The sequence below is a fragment of the Burkholderia sp. Se-20378 genome (assembly GCF_017104665.1).
Lineage (GTDB): Bacteria > Pseudomonadota > Gammaproteobacteria > Burkholderiales > Burkholderiaceae > Burkholderia > Burkholderia lata.
The window spans coordinates 22,644-38,659 of sequence record NZ_JAAGPG010000010.1; the positions used below are offsets into that span (position 1 = coordinate 22,644).

General features: G+C 65.4%; 15 protein-coding genes and 2 tRNA genes. 8 read left to right on the plus strand and 9 right to left on the minus strand.

The genetic code is table 11. The features are described 5' to 3' along the window. Positions 1-6: 6 nt before the first annotated feature. Positions 7-504, minus strand: coding sequence for a heme-degrading domain-containing protein (locus G3N93_RS03025; protein WP_206132256.1), 498 nt, complete (start codon positions 502-504; stop codon positions 7-9). A gap of 197 nt (positions 505-701) precedes the next feature. On the opposite strand from G3N93_RS03025, the gene G3N93_RS03030 reads away from it, so the two are divergent. From G3N93_RS03030 to G3N93_RS03060, 7 genes are all read left to right on the plus strand, one after another. Then, positions 702-778 (plus strand) — tRNA-Met (locus G3N93_RS03030). A 161-nt stretch (positions 779-939) separates the two neighbouring features. Further along, positions 940-1,485 carry an NUDIX hydrolase gene (locus G3N93_RS03035; RefSeq protein ID WP_011351855.1) on the plus strand — a complete coding sequence of 182 codons (546 nt, stop codon included), beginning with the start codon at positions 940-942 and terminating at the stop codon, positions 1,483-1,485. Between the two features lie 11 nt (positions 1,486-1,496). Then, positions 1,497-2,261, plus strand: coding sequence for a leucyl/phenylalanyl-tRNA--protein transferase (gene aat, locus G3N93_RS03040; RefSeq protein WP_174934344.1), 765 nt, complete (start codon positions 1,497-1,499; stop codon positions 2,259-2,261). 33 nt (positions 2,262-2,294) lie between these two features. Then, complete coding sequence (locus tag G3N93_RS03045; RefSeq protein WP_011351853.1) at positions 2,295-3,125, plus strand: arginyltransferase; 831 nt, start codon at positions 2,295-2,297, stop codon at positions 3,123-3,125. A 98-nt stretch (positions 3,126-3,223) separates the two neighbouring features. After that, positions 3,224-4,261, plus strand: a complete 1,038-nt coding sequence (locus G3N93_RS03050) for a quinone-dependent dihydroorotate dehydrogenase (protein WP_174934346.1) — start codon at positions 3,224-3,226, stop codon at positions 4,259-4,261. Positions 4,262-4,361: 100 nt separating this feature from the next. Then, the gene (locus G3N93_RS03055) at positions 4,362-5,156 is read left to right on the plus strand and encodes a cystine ABC transporter substrate-binding protein (protein WP_011351851.1); all 795 of its coding nucleotides are present in this window, start codon (positions 4,362-4,364) and stop codon (positions 5,154-5,156) included. Positions 5,157-5,278: 122 nt separating this feature from the next. Continuing rightward, positions 5,279-5,971, plus strand: coding sequence for an amino acid ABC transporter permease (locus G3N93_RS03060; RefSeq protein ID WP_006484207.1), 693 nt, complete (start codon positions 5,279-5,281; stop codon positions 5,969-5,971). Positions 5,972-6,023: 52 nt separating this feature from the next. Here the strand turns inward: G3N93_RS03060 and G3N93_RS03065 are convergent, their stop codons facing one another. The 6 genes from G3N93_RS03065 to rnr all read right to left on the minus strand — a co-directional run bounded on the left by G3N93_RS03065 (position 6,024) and on the right by rnr (position 13,240). Next, on the minus strand, positions 6,024-7,010 hold the full coding sequence (locus tag G3N93_RS03065; protein WP_206132257.1) for a Gfo/Idh/MocA family protein: 987 nt from the start codon (positions 7,008-7,010) through the stop codon (positions 6,024-6,026). Between the two features lie 101 nt (positions 7,011-7,111). Then, positions 7,112-7,828 carry a FadR/GntR family transcriptional regulator gene (locus G3N93_RS03070; protein ID WP_011351849.1) on the minus strand — a complete coding sequence of 239 codons (717 nt, stop codon included), beginning with the start codon at positions 7,826-7,828 and terminating at the stop codon, positions 7,112-7,114. Positions 7,829-8,107: 279 nt separating this feature from the next. Further along, a complete protein-coding gene (rpiA, locus tag G3N93_RS03075; RefSeq protein WP_011351848.1) occupies positions 8,108-8,803 on the minus strand; it encodes a ribose-5-phosphate isomerase RpiA in 696 nt (231 codons plus the stop codon). 91 nt (positions 8,804-8,894) lie between these two features. Continuing rightward, entirely contained in the window at positions 8,895-9,767 is an 873-nt protein-coding gene (locus G3N93_RS03080) for an N-acetylmuramoyl-L-alanine amidase (protein WP_206132258.1), read from the minus strand. Between the two features lie 97 nt (positions 9,768-9,864). Beyond that, entirely contained in the window at positions 9,865-10,608 is a 744-nt protein-coding gene (gene rlmB, locus G3N93_RS03085) for a 23S rRNA (guanosine(2251)-2'-O)-methyltransferase RlmB (RefSeq protein WP_011351846.1), read from the minus strand. Between the two features lie 151 nt (positions 10,609-10,759). Continuing rightward, the gene (rnr, locus tag G3N93_RS03090) at positions 10,760-13,240 is read right to left on the minus strand and encodes a ribonuclease R (protein ID WP_206132259.1); all 2,481 of its coding nucleotides are present in this window, start codon (positions 13,238-13,240) and stop codon (positions 10,760-10,762) included. 249 nt (positions 13,241-13,489) lie between these two features. Between rnr and G3N93_RS03095 the strand changes: the two genes are divergently transcribed. After that, positions 13,490-13,576: transfer RNA gene (locus tag G3N93_RS03095), tRNA-Leu, on the plus strand. A 70-nt stretch (positions 13,577-13,646) separates the two neighbouring features. On the opposite strand, the gene G3N93_RS03100 is transcribed toward G3N93_RS03095, so the two are convergent. Together G3N93_RS03100 and G3N93_RS03105 are read right to left on the minus strand one after the other, a co-directional pair. Further along, entirely contained in the window at positions 13,647-14,084 is a 438-nt protein-coding gene (locus tag G3N93_RS03100) for a MarR family winged helix-turn-helix transcriptional regulator (protein WP_174982156.1), read from the minus strand. A gap of 97 nt (positions 14,085-14,181) precedes the next feature. Continuing rightward, positions 14,182-15,744, minus strand: a complete 1,563-nt coding sequence (locus G3N93_RS03105) for a DHA2 family efflux MFS transporter permease subunit (RefSeq protein ID WP_206132260.1) — start codon at positions 15,742-15,744, stop codon at positions 14,182-14,184. Positions 15,745-16,016 lie beyond the last annotated feature (272 nt).

Sequence of the window (16,016 nt, forward strand, 5' to 3'; positions counted from 1 at the left end):
CATCACTCAGCTCCTGGCGAGGGCCAACACGGCGTAGTCGTGACCGAGCTCGGCACACAACGCCTCGACGACGAATTCGTGGTCCGCGCGCTGCGGCAGCCCCGACGCAGTGATCGAGCCGATCACGCCGGCACCGGCAACGGTCAGCGGGAACGAGCCCCCGTGCGGCGAATATTCGGTGATCGGCAACCCGTGCTTGTCGGCAAGCGTCGCGCCGGCCTGCTGCATGCGCAGGCCGATCGCGTATGAGCTGCGACGGAAATGCGCGACGACGTTGCGCTTGCGGCGCACCCAGTCGGCATTGTCGGGCGTGGCGCCAGCGAGCGCCGCGTAGAACAGCGGCTGGCCGAACGTGACGATGTCGATTGCGATCGCATGGCCGCGCGACGTCGCGAGCGCGTGCATCCGGTTGCCGAGCGCCCACGCACGGGCCGGGTCGAAATGGGGAAACACAAGCGCCTGTTCCTGCGCGCCGATCGATTGCAGATCGTGAGCGATGTCCATGAATCCGTCGATACAGTAATGAGAGTCGCAACAGCGCCGGAGCGATCGCACACGGCCCCGCTGCAGAAGAAACGAAACAAACCGCTCGATTCTAGCGCACCCACCCACCGTACCGGCCCCACAAGCAGCGACAAGAAATTGTCAGAAAACGCTTGCACGCACTCGGGTTACTCCTTATAATTCATTTCTTCGACGGACGCGGGGTGGAGCAGTCTGGCAGCTCGTCGGGCTCATAACCCGAAGGTCGTAGGTTCAAATCCTACCCCCGCAACCAACGTCCAGAATTACGCAAAAAGCCCGGCCCAGTGCCGGGCTTTTTGTTTTTCCGTCGCACTCCCCGCCCCGCTTCTTACGACACGCGGCCTGCACGCGCAGGCGTTCAAGAATGCCGCGCCCCGGTGATACACTCGCATCACCTCGTCCCTTCCACTCGACATGAAATTCTGCTCCGTCTGCGGTCACGAAGTCATCGCGCGCATTCCTCCGGGCGACAACCGCGAGCGCTTCGTCTGCGATCACTGCGGCACGATCCACTACCAGAATCCGCGCAACGTCGTCGGCACGGTCCCGGTCTGGGGCGATCAGATCCTGCTGTGCCGCCGCGCGATCGAACCGCGCTACGGGTTCTGGACGCTGCCCGCGGGCTTCATGGAAATGGGCGAGACGACGGCCGAAGCCGCCGCACGCGAAACGCTCGAGGAAGCCGGCGCGCGCGTCGAGGTGCAGAACCTGTTCACGCTGCTCAACGTGCCGCACGTGCACCAGGTCCACCTGTTCTACCTCGCGCGGCTCACCGATCCGGCTTTCGAGGCCGGCGAGGAAAGTCTCGAAGTGAAGCTGTTCGACGAAGCCGACATCCCGTGGGACGAGATCGCGTTCCCGACCGTCAGCCAGACCCTGCGATTCTTCTTCGCCGATCGCGCCGCGGGCGACTACGGCGTGCACACCGGCGATATCTTCCGCTCGCTGCGCAACGGCTGAGCCCCCGCCCCATGGTCCCCTGGCTCGGCCCGGACGATCCGTTTCCGCCCATCGAACGCGCGCTCGGTCCCGCCACCGGCGCGCCCGGGCTGCTCGCCGCGAGCGCCGACCTGCTGCCCTCACGCCTCATCGACGCGTATCTGCGCGGCATCTTCCCGTGGTACTCGGACGGCCAGCCCGTGCTGTGGTGGAGCCCCGACCCGCGCATGATCCTCGTGCCGGCCGAATTCAAGGTGTCGCCTTCGCTGCGCAAGACGCTGAAGCGCGTGCTGCGCGAACCCGAATGGGAAGTGCGCGTCGACTACGACTTTCCGGGTGTGATGCGCGCCTGCGCGCAGGCGCCGCGCCGCGGGCAGCGCGGCACGTGGATCACGGCCGAGATCATCGACGCGTACACGTCGCTCTACCGCTCTGGCAACGCGCACAGCATCGAGACGTGGCACGGCGGGCGGCGCGTCGGCGGCCTGTACGGCGTGTCGTTCGGGCGAATGTTTTTCGGCGAATCGATGTACGCGGACGCGACCGACGCATCGAAAATCGCGCTGGCCACGCTCATCGCGCACCTTCGCGAGCAGGGGCTGGAAATGATAGACTGCCAGCAGAATACGTCGCATCTAGCGTCGCTCGGCGGCCGCGAGATCGCACGCAAGGCCTTTGTCGCTCACGTGCGCAGCGCGGTAGCCGAACCGCCGATTCCGTGGCAGTTCGACAAGCGCGTGCTCGCCGCGCTGACGGGCCGCGCCGAAACGGCGCCCCCCTCCGGGATCGAGCGCTAGCGCGGCACTCCCTCCCTGCAACGAGAGCTGCCCATGACTCACCCGACTGAGCTGCCGCTTTCACCGCTTTCGGCGCTGCAATTCTATGCAACGGCGCCCTATCCGTGCAGCTATCTGGACGGCCGCGTCGCGCGCTCGCAAGTCGCGACGCCGAGCCACCTGATCAATTCCGACATCTACACCGAACTCGTCAAGGCCGGCTTCCGGCGCTCGGGCGTCTTCACCTATCGCCCGTACTGCGACGGCTGCCGTGCCTGCGTGCCGGTGCGCGTCCCCGTCGACGCGTTCGCGCCGTCGCGCACGCAGCGCCGGATGTGGAAGCGGCACCGCACGCTCGTTGCGACGGTTTCGCCGCTGCATTACGACGAAGAGCACTACGCGCTCTATATGCGCTACCAGTCGGCGCGCCACGCGGGCGGCGGCATGGATCGCGACAGCCGCGACCAGTACGAGCAATTCCTGCTGCAGAGCCGGATCAACTCGCGCCTCGTCGAATTCCGAGACCTCGACGCCCCCGGCGGCGAGCCCGGCAAGCTGCGCATGGTCAGCATGATCGACATCCTCGGCGACGGGCTGTCGTCCGTCTACACGTTCTTCGAGCCCGACGACCAGCACACGAGCTACGGCACTTACAACATCCTGTGGCAGATCGAGCAGGCGAAGAGCCTCGGCCTGCCCTACGTGTACCTCGGCTACTGGATCCGCGAGAGCCCGAAAATGGCCTACAAGGCGAACTTCCACCCGCTCGAAGGGCTGATCGACGGCCGCTGGAAGATACTCGATCCGGAACGGATCGACCTGCCGCCCGTCGACGCGGCGCTGGCCCGTGCGCCGTTGCCGGGCGGGCATTCGGGCTCGGGCTGACGCGCGCCGCGGGGATGACGAAGCGAAGCGCGCCCCTGCCGCCCAACTCCCGGTAAAATAGCGGGTTGTCATTCATTCCGGCTGTCCGCCCAATTCCCGTGTTCAGTTCCCTCTATCCGCTGGCCCGCGCATCCCTGTTCAAGATGGATGCGGAAGACGCTCACCACCTCACGCTGCGCGCGCTCGGCGCGGCCGGCCGTACGGGCCTTGCCTGCGCGCTGTCGGCCCGCGTGCCCGACGCGCCGCGCACCGTGATGGGGCTCACGTTCCGCAACCCGGTCGGCCTCGCGGCCGGCCTCGACAAGGACGGCGCGGCCATCGACGGCCTTGCGGCGCTCGGTTTCGGCTTCATCGAGGTCGGTACGGTCACGCCGCGCGCGCAGCCCGGCAACCCGCGCCCGCGGATGTTCCGCCTGCCGCAGGCCGAAGCGCTGATCAACCGGATGGGCTTCAACAACCACGGCGTCGACCAGTTCGTGAAGAACGTCCAGGCCGCCCGCTATCGCGGCATCCTCGGCCTGAACATCGGCAAGAACGCCGATACGCCGATCGAGCGCGCCGCCGAGGACTACCTGTACTGCCTCGAGCGCGTGTACCCGTTCGCAAGCTACGTGACGATCAATATCTCGTCGCCGAACACGAAGAACCTGCGCCAGCTGCAGGGCGCGGGCGAGCTCGACGCGCTGCTCGCCGCGCTGAAGGACAAGCAGCAGCGCCTCGCCGACCTGCACGGCAAGCTCGTGCCGCTCGCGCTGAAGATCGCGCCCGATCTCGACGACGAACAGGTCAAGGAAATCGGCGACACGCTGCTGCGCCACAAGATCGAGGCGGTCATCGCCACCAACACGACGCTGTCGCGCGCGGCCGTCCAAGGCCTGCCGCATGCGGACGAAGCCGGCGGCCTGTCGGGCCGCCCCGTGTTCGACGCGTCGAACGAAGTGATCCGCAAGCTGCACGCCGAAGTCGGCAGCGAAGTGCCGATCATCGGCGTCGGCGGCATTTTCTCGGGCGAGGATGCCCGGGCAAAGCTCGCGGCCGGCGCGGCACTCGTGCAGCTCTATACGGGTTTCATCTACCGTGGCCCCGCGCTCGTCGCGGAATGCGTGAAGGCCGTCGCACGCGACCGCACCGCGTAATATAGGCATAAACAAACGGTATTTAGTGGTCGATTGCGTTTTTGCTATCATCGACCCCGTTATCAGAATCAATGACCCGGACAGGGCAAGGAAACACACGATGAAGATTGCGCTGCTGAAGAAGCTGCTGGTTGCCGGCCTGATCGGCACGTCGTTCGCTGCCGCCACCGCGCATGCGGCTGACCTCCTCGACCAGGTGAAACAACGCGGCACGCTGCGGGTCGGCCTCGAAGGCACGTTCCCGCCGTTCAACTCGAAGAACCCGCAAGGCGAACTCGTCGGCTTCGACGTCGACATCGCGAAGGCCGTGGCCGCGAAGCTCGGCGTGAAAGCCGAATTCGTGACGACCGAATGGAGCGGCATCATCGCGGGCCTGCAGGCCGGCAAGTTCGACGTGATCGCCAACCAGGTCGGCATCACCGACAAGCGCAAGGAAACGCTCGACTTCTCGCCGGCGTACACGTACTCGTCCGCGCAACTGATCCAGCGCAACGACGACACGCGCCAGTTCAAGTCGCTTGAAGACCTGAAAGGCAAGAAGCTCGGCGTCGCGCTCGGCACGAACTACATGGACATGGCGAAGTCGGTGCCGGGCATCGACGTGAAGACGTACCCGGGCGCCCCCGAGTACCTGCGCGATCTCGCGGCCGGCCGTCTCGACGCGGCGCTCAACGACCGCCTGATGCTCGCGTACCTGACGAAGAATTCGCAGCTGCCGCTGCGCCCGGGCGCGAACGTCGGCTCGGCGAACCCGTCGGGCATCCCGTTCAAGAAGGGCAACCCGAAGTTCCAGAAGGCGATCGACGATGCGATGGCGCAACTCGAAGCCGACGGCACCTTCACGAAGATCTCGGACAAATGGTTCGGCATCGACGTGACGAAGCCGATCAAGTAAGCACGCCTGCATTTCCCGCCTGATGGCGGGCCGGAAAGGGCGGCATCCGTAACGATGCCGCCCTTTGTTTTATTCGTCCGGTTTATGATTGCGCTTTCGCGCACACATTCGATTCGTATTCCATGTCGACAACGTCCCTGCTCGTCCAATCGCTGCCGGTGCTCGCCCAGGGCGCCGTTCTGACCGTCAAGTTCGCCGTGCTGTCGATGGTGTTCGGCCTGCTCGGCGCCGTCGTGCTCGCGATGATGGGCATCCGGCAAAGCGAAGCGCTCGACGGCTTCGAACGCATCTGGGTCAACGCGCTCGCGTGGCTGGCACGCGCGTACGTGAGCCTGATGCGCGGCACGCCGCTGCTCGTGCAGATCTTCGTCATCTATTACGGGCTGCCGAGCCTCGGCATCTCGCTCGACCCGACGCCCGCCGGCGTCATCGCGCTGTCCGCGAACGTCGCCGCCTACATGTCGGAAAGCATGCGCGGCGCGATCAACGGGATCGCGCGCGGCCAGTGGCTCGCCGCGTACAGCCTCGGGTTGTCGTGGGGGCAGACGCTGCGCTACGTGATCGGCCCGCAGGCGCTGCGCATCGCGGTGCCGAGCCTGTCGAACAGCCTGATCAGCCTGATCAAGGACACGTCGCTCGTGTCCGTGATCACCGTGACCGAACTGCTGCGCAGCGCGCAGGAAGTGATCGCGGCGACCTATCAGCCGCTGCCGCTCTATCTCGCCGCCGCGGCCGTGTACTGGATCCTGTGCCAGATCCTCGAATGGGTGCAGCGCTGGTACGAAAAGCGCCTGTCGCTGCCGTCGCGGCACTGAGCGCACGCCGTTCGCCGGGCCGCTCGCGCGTGCCCGGCACCCCGCTTCCCGCTTACTCCCCCGAATAACGCACGCCGAGCGCCGCTCGCGCGGCATCGGTCATCGCGATCATCTGCCGCGAATGGTCGTGCGTCACGATCGGACTTTCGGTCTTGCCCGCGCGCAGCAGGTCGCAGAAATGCGCGGTCTCGTAGTTCAGCCCGCCGCCGTCGACCGGCGCATCGAGTTCGACGGTGCGCCCGTCCGCATAGCGAATCGTCGCACGTGCGGGGTTCCACCACTTCTCGTGAATCGTCACGTGGCCGCCGGCCGCAGCGATCAGCGCGTCGCCACGCCCCATCACGTCGAGCCCGCAAAAGAGCTGCGCGATCCCGCCGTTCGCGTGCACGCTGTTCAGGCTGGCGAACAGATCGACACCCGTAGCACCGACACGGCCGAGCGTCTGCACGTCGCGCGCCGCGCCGAGCCAGTCGACCGCGAGAAACGCCTCGTAGATCCCGATATCGAGCAGCGCGCCGCCCGCGCGATCGAGGCGATAGACGGCATGGTCGTCCGGGACCGACGACGACGCGCACCCTGCCCGCACGAGCCGGATCTCGCCAATCGGATCGTCACGCAGATGCGCGCGCAACTGACGATACAGCGGAAAGAACGGCGGCTTCATCGCCTCCATGAAAAGCTGCCCGGCGTCGCGTGCCGCACGCAGCACGGTGTCGAGCTGCGCCGCGTTCAGCGTCGCGGGCTTTTCGCACAGCACGGCCTTGCCGGCAGCAAGCGCGGCCAGCGTGTACTGCGCATGACTGTCATGGAGCGTCGCGATGTAAACCGCGTCGATGTCGCTCGCAAGGAGTGCTTCGAGACTCGCGGCCGGCGTACCGCCGTGCGTTTCGCAAAAGGCTGCCGCGGCATCGGTGCGGCGGGCCCAGGCACCGGCGAGCGTGGCGCCCGGCACGTGAGCGAGGCTTTGCGCGAAGCGGCGCGCAATGCTGCCTGCACCGACGATGCCGAAGCGCACCGGGCGATGGTCGTTGTCGTTCATCCTGATCTTCCGTGTCGGTCGTATGACGATGGCCGGCACGCTGCCGGCCGGTCGTCATGATAAACGGCCCGGCGGCACACGGATGAGCGACACGCACAGCGTCAGGCGCGCATGGGTACGTCGACGGAGAAATCGCGTGAAATCTCGTCGGCGCTGAAATCGATCAGCGCGAGCGAAGCGGCTTCGGCTTCGCGCGGATCGCGACGCTCGATCGCGTCGACCACCCGCGCATGCGCCTTCACCACGATCTCGTGCGCACCTTCCTTCTGCACGACACGCGGATTCACGAGACGCACCGCACCGCGCACGATCGCCGCCATCTGCTGGAAAAACTGGTTGCCGCTCGCCTGAACGATCCGCGTGTGCAGCAACTCGTCCGCCGTGTCGTAGCCGGGGTCGCCCGGCTGCAGCACCTTGAACGCATCGAACGCTTCGCGGATGCCCGCAATGTCGGCAGCCGTTGCACGCACGGCCGCCTGCGCGGTTGCGCGCGGTTCGATCAGCATCCGGAATTCGATGACGTCGCGCATGAACTGCGGATCGGGTTTCGCCCGGAACCGCCAGCTCACCACGTCTTCATCGATCATCCGCCAGTCGCGCATCGGCCGCACGCGCGTGCCGACTTTCGGCCGCACGTCCAGCATGTCGCGCGCAAGCAACATCGATAGCGCTTCCCGCATCACGGTGCGACTCACATCGAACTCTTTCGACAGCACGTCCTGCGGCGGCAAGATGCCGCCGTACTTGTCCTCGACGATACCCGAGACAAGCCCATCCATCACTTTGGCGACCAGTGACCGGTCTTTGCCCTGCTCCATGACACCTCCCCGTGCGTCGATTTGCGAACACCTGCTCCGCAGTTCCGCCGGCCCTGGTTACGACTGTTCTTATGATCTATAAGTTGATGAGTTCGAGGATATTTCGCTATCTGGTAAACACCTGACAGGGTTATCCCTCTTTTTGACGGGGTGATTTATACGGCTAAAAATAAGGCCCGGGAAGCGCATTGCGCCTACCGGGCCCCGATTTCCACAAGATTTAAACATTCAGTCCATTACGACATATGACATGTCATTACGGACTGCTTGTCATATCTTTCAATTAGCCGAATAAACGATCGTTTCAACGCCGTTTTCCGTGCCGAGCAAGCACAGATTCGCGCCGCGCTCGGCGAACAGGCCGACCGTCACGACGCCCGGCCATGCGTTCACCTGCGCTTCGAAACCACGCGGATCGGCGATCTGCAGCCCCTTCACGTCGATGATCTCGTTGCCGTTGTCGGTGATGTATGGCGCACCGTCCTTCGTCACGCGCAGCACCGGCACGCCACCGAGGGCGGTCACGCGCCGGCCGATCGCCGTACGCGCCATCGGCACGACTTCGATCGGCAGCGGGAATGCGCCGAGCACCGGCACACGCTTGCTGGCGTCCGCGATGCAGACGAACGTATCGGCCACCGACGCGACGATCTTTTCGCGCGTCAGCGCGCCGCCACCGCCCTTGATCATCGCGCCGCTCGCGTCGATCTCGTCGGCGCCATCGACGTACACCTGCAGCGAGTCGACCTCGTTCAGGTCGAACACCTTGATGCCGTGCGACTTCAGGCGCTCGGTCGTGGCGACGGAGCTCGACACGGCGCCGCGATAGCGCGCCTTGACGACGGCGAGCGCGTCGATGAAGCAGTTGGCGGTCGAGCCGGTGCCGACGCCGATCACGGCGCCTTCCGGCACGTTCTGGATCACGTAATCAGCGGCGGCCTGGCCGACGAGGCGTTTGAGTTCGTCTTGAGTCATGGAGTGGTAATGCTGCGGGATTGCGGAAAACCGCCAGTTTACCGGACTCGGATGACGGCCCGCGTTTTTCGGCGTGCCGTGCGCTGTCGATTCAGGGCGCGCCCGCCGCGGGCGCGTTGTCCGCCGGTTGCGTACCGGGGAAGTACTTGTCGAGCAACGCCTGCGCGATTGCGTCGGTTTCGGCGTCCGGGTTGCCCGCATAGTCGGACGGCCTGAAATGCATCTGGAACGCCGCGAACACGCGTCGCGTGCGTGCGTCGAGCACGCCATCGGTGGCCACGTCGTAACCGTAGCGCGCGAGCTTCAGCTGCAGTTCGCGCACGTCGACCAGCGCATGCGGATCACGACCGCCGAGCCGCGTAGTCACGGTCGCATCGTCCGGCCACGCACCGACGCCGGCCTGGGCCAGCACACGCCACGGAAACAGCGGCCCCGGATCGATCTTGCGTTGCGGCGCGATGTCGCTGTGCCCGATCACGCGCGTCGGCGGAATCCCGTAGCGCGCGACGATGTCCTTCGACAGCCGGGTCAGCGCCGCGACCTGTTCGGGCGGATAAGGCTGCCAGGTGCGGTTTTGCGGATCGAGCGGCCCGCGGTTCACGTTCTCGATGCCGATCGACACCGCGTTCAGCTCGGTCGTCCCCTGCCACTCGCTGACGCCCGCGTGCCATGCGCGCTTCGATTCCGGAACGAGCTGGTAGACGACCGGTATCCCGCGCTCGATGCGCGGCTGCGGCGGGATGACGTAATGCACACTGACCGAATCGCCCGTCAGCGTGCGCAGCGATTTCGCCTCGTCGCTTTCGGTGTAATGCATCACGAGAAAGCGGACCCGCGAATCGGCGCCGCGCGCATGCAGGCTCGTGTCGGCGTAGTAGGTGCCGCGTTCGACGAGCGACGGCGACGTGCAGGCGGCCAGCAGGCACAGCACGGCGCAGGATGCACCAACGCGTAACAGGGTCATCGGTCGCGAACTCCGGAGAGCCGCGTGCCGCATCGGATCGCGGCACGCGTCGTTCGGGTCATTCGAGGCCCGCGCAGGGCGCGCGGGACGGGCTGCGTCAGCCCTTCACGCGCCGCTGGCGCACGGCTTCGTACAGGCACACGCCGCTTGCGACCGATACGTTCAGACTTTCCACGCTGCCGGCCATCGGAATGCTCATCACTTCGTCGCAGGTGTCGCGCGTCAGCCGGCGCATGCCTTCGCCTTCCGCGCCCATCACGAGCGCGACGGGGCCGTCGAGCTTCGTTTCGTAGAGCGTCGCCGATGCCTCGTCCGACGTGCCGATGATCCACACGCCGGCCTCCTTCAGCTCGCGCAGCGCGCGGGCGAGGTTCGTCACCGTGATGTACGGCACCGTATCGGCCGCGCCGCTCGCGACCTTGGCCGCGGTTGCGTTCAGGCCGACCGCCCGGTCGCGCGGCGCGATCACCGCGTGTGCGCCAGCCGAATCGGCGACACGCAGGCACGCGCCGAGGTTGTGCGGATCGGTGACACCGTCGAGCACCAGCAGCAACGCCGGGCCCTGGATGCCGTCGAGCAGCTCCGACAGGTTCTGCGCGAGCGGGATGTCCTCGACACGCGCGACGACGCCCTGGTGACGCTCGGTATGCGCGAGGCCCCACAGGCGCGTTTCGTCGGCCGCGATCAGCCGCACGCCCGCTTCCTTCGCGGTGTGCAGGAAGTCCTGCATCCGGCGGTCACGGCGCGTCTGGTCGTACAGCACCTCCGCAACCGTCGATGCATCGTGCCGCAAACGTGCGGTCACCGCATGAAAACCGTAAAGAACCTTCAGACGTGACATGACTGGAACAACCTTCGATCAAACGTGCGGCCGCGCGACGCGCGCAGCCGCGATCCATGGAAAAGGAAAGCGCCGCGTTGCCGGCTGATGACCGGTGACGCGGCGTCTCTCGATACTGCAGGGCGGTCGCTGGCGCCGCCCCGAACGCTCATCAATACTTCTTGCGGGCGCGTGTCTTCTTCGCGGTCGGCTTCGCCGCGGCACCGCCACCGCTGCCGCCTTTCTTCTTCGCGGCGGCACGGGCGGCGCGCGCTTCATTCACCGAGACGCGCGGCGCGCTCGCAGCCTTCTTGCGGCGCGGCGCGGGCTCTTCCGCCTGCGGCAGCGCACGTACGCGCGGGCCATTGCCGCGGTCGACACCGCCACCCGCGGAGGCCGGCGCGGGCGACGGACGCGGCGCCTTCACCGGCATATCGCGCACGAGGCGGAAGTCGATCTTGCGTGCATCGAGATCGACGCGGCTCACCTGCACGCGCACGCGATCCGACAGGCGATAGCGGATGCCCGTGCGTTCGCCGCGCAGCTCGTTCTTGATCTCGTCGTACTGGAAGTAGTCCGAGCCGAGTTCCGTGACGTGCACGAGCCCTTCGATGAAGAGCGTGTCGAGTTGCACGAAGATGCCGAACGACGTGACGCCGTTCACCATCCCGCCGTACTCCTCGCCAAGCTTGTCGCGCATGAAGTAGCACTTGAGCCAGGCTTCGACGTCACGCGATGCTTCATCCGCACGGCGCTCGTTCGCCGAGCAGTGCAGGCCGAGCTCTTCCCAGATCGCCGTGTTCGAACGCGAGCGGCCGCGCGATTCGTCGTCGGCCTGCTGCATCGCGCGGGCGCGCGGCGACAGCGCGGTGTTCAGCTCGAAACCGTCCGGCGCCTTCGGCGCGTACTTCTTGCCGGACAGGATCGCGTAGATCGCGCGGTGCGTGAGCAGGTCCGGATAACGGCGGATCGGGCTCGTGAAGTGCGCGTACGCCTCGTAGGCCAGGCCGAAGTGACCGATGTTGTCCGGGCTGTAGACGGCCTGCTGCATCGAGCGCAGCAGCATCGGCTGCAGCATCTGTGCGTCGGGCCGGTCGCGGATCTGCGCCATCAGCGCCGCGTAGTCGCTCGCATGCGGCTTGTCGCCGCCGCCGAGCGACAGGCCCATGCCGCGCAGGAACGCGCGCAGGTTCTCGAGCTTCTCAGGCGTCGGCCCCGCGTGCACGCGGTACAGGCCCGGATGCTTGTTGCGCTTCAGGAAATCGGCCGCGCAGACGTTCGCGGCCAGCATGCATTCCTCGATCAGCTTGTGCGCATCGTTACGCTGGCGCGGCACGATCTGCTCGATCTTGCCCTGCGAGTTGCAGACGATGTAGGTCTCGGTCGTGTCGAAGTCGATCGCGCCACGCTTCTGCCGCGCGGCGAACAGCGACTTGTAGACGCCGTACAGATCCTGCAGGTGCGGCAGCAGGTCCGCGCGGCGCGCAGCCTCCGGCCCCTTCGTGTTCGACAGGACAGCGGCGACTTCGGTGTACGTGAGACGCGCAGCCGAATGGATGACGGCCGGGTAGAACTGGTACGCCTTGATCTCGCCGCGCGCGGTAATCACCATGTCGCACGCGAGCACGCAGCGGTCGACCTGCGGATTCAGCGAGCACAGGCCGTTCGACAGTTTCTCCGGCAGCATCGGAATCACGCGGCGCGGGAAATAGACCGACGTGCTGCGCTCGAGCGCGTCGGCGTCGAGCCCGCTGCCCGGCTGTACGTAGTGCGACACGTCAGCGATCGCGACGATCAGGCGGTAGCCGTCGCCACGGCCGACCTTGACCGGCTCGCAGTAGACGGCGTCGTCGAAGTCGCGGGCGTCCTCGCCGTCGATCGTCACGAGCGGCACGTCGCGCAGATCGACGCGGAAACGCAGGTCGGTCGGCCGCACCTTGTCGGGCAGCGCGGCGGCTTCGTCGAGCGCCGGCTGGCTGAATTCGTGCGGCACGCCGTACTTGCGCACCGCGATTTCGATTTCCATGCCCGGATCGTCGATGTCGCCGAGTACCTCGACCACACGGCCGAGCGGCTGCGAATGGCGGCTCGGGAAATCGGTCAGCTCGACGACGACGACCTGCCCGACCTTCGCCTTCTTCACGTTCTGCGTGATCAGGATGTCATGGCCGATGCGCTTGTCTTCCGGTGCGACGATCAGCGCTCCGTTCTCGTTGAGCAGGCGGCCGATCACGCGCTTGTTCGCGCGCTCGGTGACTTCGACGACATGCCCTTCCGGGCGGCCACGGCGATCGTAGCCGACGATCCGCGCGAGCACGCGATCGTTGTGCATCACCTTCTGCATTTCGCCGTTCGGCAAAAACAGGTCGTCCTGGCCGTCGTCGCGGATCACGAACCCGTAGCCGTCGCGATGCCCCTGCACGCGCCCGGCGACGAAGTTCGACGGATGGGTCAACTGGTAGTGGCCGCGCTTGTCGAGGCGGATCTGGCCGTCGCGTTCCATCGCGGCGACACGCCGGAAGAACCCCTCGCGCTCCTGACGCTTGATCGACAGTGCTTCGGCGATGTCGTTGGCGGCCAGCGGCGCGTCGCTCGTACGCAGCACGCCGAGAATTTCTTCACGGCTCGGAATGGGGTACGGATATTTGCTCAAGGGTTTGTCGATGGTTGTTCTCGTTGCGTTGATTGATGGTGCACGGCATCAACATAGAGGTGTCCTTCAGACAGTTCTATATTGACGGCGGCGGGTCATTCTATCACCCGCCTGTGTCGCCAAATGACCGGAATGCCGCCAGCAGGCGCGGCGAAGCCCGGTTTGCGATGCATCGCAAAAAAGTGTTGACACGAATAATTGGGGCGCTATAATTTCGCTTCTTTGCAGCAAGCAGCTACTGCAAAACGTGCCCAGGTGGCGGAATTGGTAGACGCACTAGGTTCAGGTCCTAGCGGTGGCAACATCGTGGAGGTTCGAGTCCTCTCCTGGGCACCATCTGTTTTCTAAAAAGGTCGGCTTCTAGCCGGCCTTTTTTCATTTCTAGCGCCAAGGAACAGCGCCCGGCTTACTCGCCGATGAACTTGTGCAGCAGCCGGGACAGTTCGTCAAACTCGGCCTTCGAAAATTTCCGCAAGCGGGCGTTGAGCACCTTCGGCGCGATCTCCGGAATCTGCACGGCCACCGCCTGCCCCGCTTCGGTCAGCGCGAGGTTCACCACCCGTCGATCGCTCACGCTGCGCGACCGCTCGACGAGCCCCTTGCCCTCCAGTTTGTCGAGCACGCGCGTCATCAGCCCGGTGTCGACGCCGAGCAGCTTCGACAATTCGAAAGGCGTCGCCGCGCTGCCGGTGCGCAGAGACAGCAGAACGCCCATTTGCTGCGCCGTGATATCGAGATCCTTCAACGCCGCATCCATCTCGGACGTGATCAGATTGCGCGCCTTCACGAGCATGAACCCCACGCTTTCGGTGTGCAGGAAATTCTTCGGCGTGTAGTGTTCCATCGTGCTCGCTGAGTCGCAATTTATTGACCCACACAATAATTGCGACATCTTGATTTTTCAAGGCACGCGGAATCCCGCGCGCGCCGCCCGCACCGGCTCAATGCCCGCCGGCGGCCGCAGCCCCGGCTGCCACACCCCGGCCTGGCTTCGTCACCCAGACCAGCGGGATGATCAGCACGAAGATCACCGACGACAGCCAGAACACATCGTTCAGCCCCAGCATCGTCGCCTGCGCATTCAACGTCGCCTCGAGGAACGTCAGCGCCTTCGGCGTACCGGCATCCAGCGCACTCTGCACACTGGAAAGCGCACTCGCGAAGATCGGGTTGTTCACGCTGCCCTGCTCGGCCAGTTGCGCGTGATGCAGGATCGTGCGGTCGTTCCACGCGGTGCTCGCGAGCGACGTGCCGACCGCACCCATGAACACCCGCGCGAAATTGGACAGGCCCGCGGCCGCCGGGATGCGCTCGGGCGGCAGTCCCGACAGGATGATCGACGTAAGCGGCGTCATGAAGAACGCCGTGGGGATCCCTTGCAGCAACGTGGGCACGACGAGCGTCCACGTATCGACGCCCGTCGTATAGCGCGAGCGCATGAAAAACACACCGGCAAACCCGAGAAAGGCGAGCGTGACGAGCACGCGCATATCCGATTTCGGCATTACCTTGCCGACCACCGGCGCGAGGATCACCGCGAAGATGCCGAGCGGCGCAGTCACAAGGCCGGCATTGATGACCGGGTAGCCGAGTGAACCCTGGATCCATTGCGGCAGGATCACGAGATTGGCGAAAAATACTGCAAACGCAATCGAAATGGCCACCGTCCCGCCGAGGAAATTTCGTTGTGCAAACAGCCTGACATCGACGATCGGGCGCGCCTCGGTCAACTCCCAGATCAGGAAGAACACGAAGCCGACCACCGCCACGATGGTCAGGATCCATATCGTCGACGAATTGAACCAGTCGAGATCCTTGCCCTTGTCGAGCATCACCTGCAGCGCGGCCACCCACACGACCAGCGCAATCAGCCCGACCTTGTCGATCGGCAGCTTGCTGGTTGGCGTCTCGCGGTTGCGATAGAGCGCCCAGATCACGGCGGCGGCGAACAACCCGACCGGCACATTGATATAGAAAATCCACGACCAGCTGTAGTTGTCCGTGATCCAGCCGCCGAGCGCAGGGCCGGCAATCGGCCCGACGGTCGCCGTCATCCCCCACAGCGCCAGCGCGCTCGAACTCTTCCCCTTCGGGAACGAAGCCAGCAGCAACGCCTGCGACAGCGGCACGAGCGGCCCGGCCACCGCACCCTGGACGATCCGTGCCGCGAGGAGCGTGGTGAGGTTGGGCGCGATCCCGCACGCGGCCGACGACAGCACGAACAACAGGATGGCCCAGACGAACAGCTTCACCTGCCCAACCCGCTGCGTCAGCCAGCCGGTCAGCGGGATCGACACCGCGTTGGCTGCGGAGAACAGCGTGATGACCCACGTGCCCTCGTCGGTAGACACACCCAGATTGCCGGAAATGGTTGGAATCGCGACGTTGGCGATCGACGAATCGAGAACGTTCATGAACGTGGCGAGCGCCACGGCGAGCGTGCCCAGCGCGAAGCGGGCGCCGGTCAGGGGCGCCGGCGTACCCGGCGTTTCGGACGGCTTCATCGGATGTCCTTCTGATCGGGCGCCAAACAGCGGCTTCGGCGCCGGACAAAACTATCTGACAAGTCAGATAAATAACGGAAAAAAAGCGATCGGCGCGACGCACGGGAGCTGCCCGCGTCAACACCAATCGCTGACTCTGAGTTTTCTGCAATGACTATATTTGACTATGCAATCAAATGCAAGCGGGAGGCATCGATCGCCCACCCACACGTGTATGGGCGCACCGCGATTCCGTGCGCCCCGCTCTTATGCCCGTCAGCCGGATCGATAGC

Coding starts and splice junctions, on each gene's coding strand:
- G3N93_RS03105 (WP_206132260.1), bottom strand. CDS start 15,744: ATGAAGCCGTCCGAAACGCCGGGTACGCCGGCGCCCCTGACCGGCGCC.
- rlmB (WP_011351846.1), bottom strand. CDS start 10,608: ATGTCACGTCTGAAGGTTCTTTACGGTTTTCATGCGGTGACCGCACGT.
- G3N93_RS03060 (WP_006484207.1), top strand. CDS start 5,279: ATGTCGACAACGTCCCTGCTCGTCCAATCGCTGCCGGTGCTCGCCCAG.
- G3N93_RS03080 (WP_206132258.1), bottom strand. CDS start 9,767: ATGACCCTGTTACGCGTTGGTGCATCCTGCGCCGTGCTGTGCCTGCTG.
- G3N93_RS03035 (WP_011351855.1), top strand. CDS start 940: ATGAAATTCTGCTCCGTCTGCGGTCACGAAGTCATCGCGCGCATTCCT.
- G3N93_RS03070 (WP_011351849.1), bottom strand. CDS start 7,828: ATGGAGCAGGGCAAAGACCGGTCACTGGTCGCCAAAGTGATGGATGGG.
- aat (WP_174934344.1), top strand. CDS start 1,497: ATGGTCCCCTGGCTCGGCCCGGACGATCCGTTTCCGCCCATCGAACGC.
- G3N93_RS03055 (WP_011351851.1), top strand. CDS start 4,362: ATGAAGATTGCGCTGCTGAAGAAGCTGCTGGTTGCCGGCCTGATCGGC.
- G3N93_RS03045 (WP_011351853.1), top strand. CDS start 2,295: ATGACTCACCCGACTGAGCTGCCGCTTTCACCGCTTTCGGCGCTGCAA.
- rpiA (WP_011351848.1), bottom strand. CDS start 8,803: ATGACTCAAGACGAACTCAAACGCCTCGTCGGCCAGGCCGCCGCTGAT.
- G3N93_RS03100 (WP_174982156.1), bottom strand. CDS start 14,084: ATGGAACACTACACGCCGAAGAATTTCCTGCACACCGAAAGCGTGGGG.
- G3N93_RS03025 (WP_206132256.1), bottom strand. CDS start 504: ATGGACATCGCTCACGATCTGCAATCGATCGGCGCGCAGGAACAGGCG.
- G3N93_RS03065 (WP_206132257.1), bottom strand. CDS start 7,010: ATGAACGACAACGACCATCGCCCGGTGCGCTTCGGCATCGTCGGTGCA.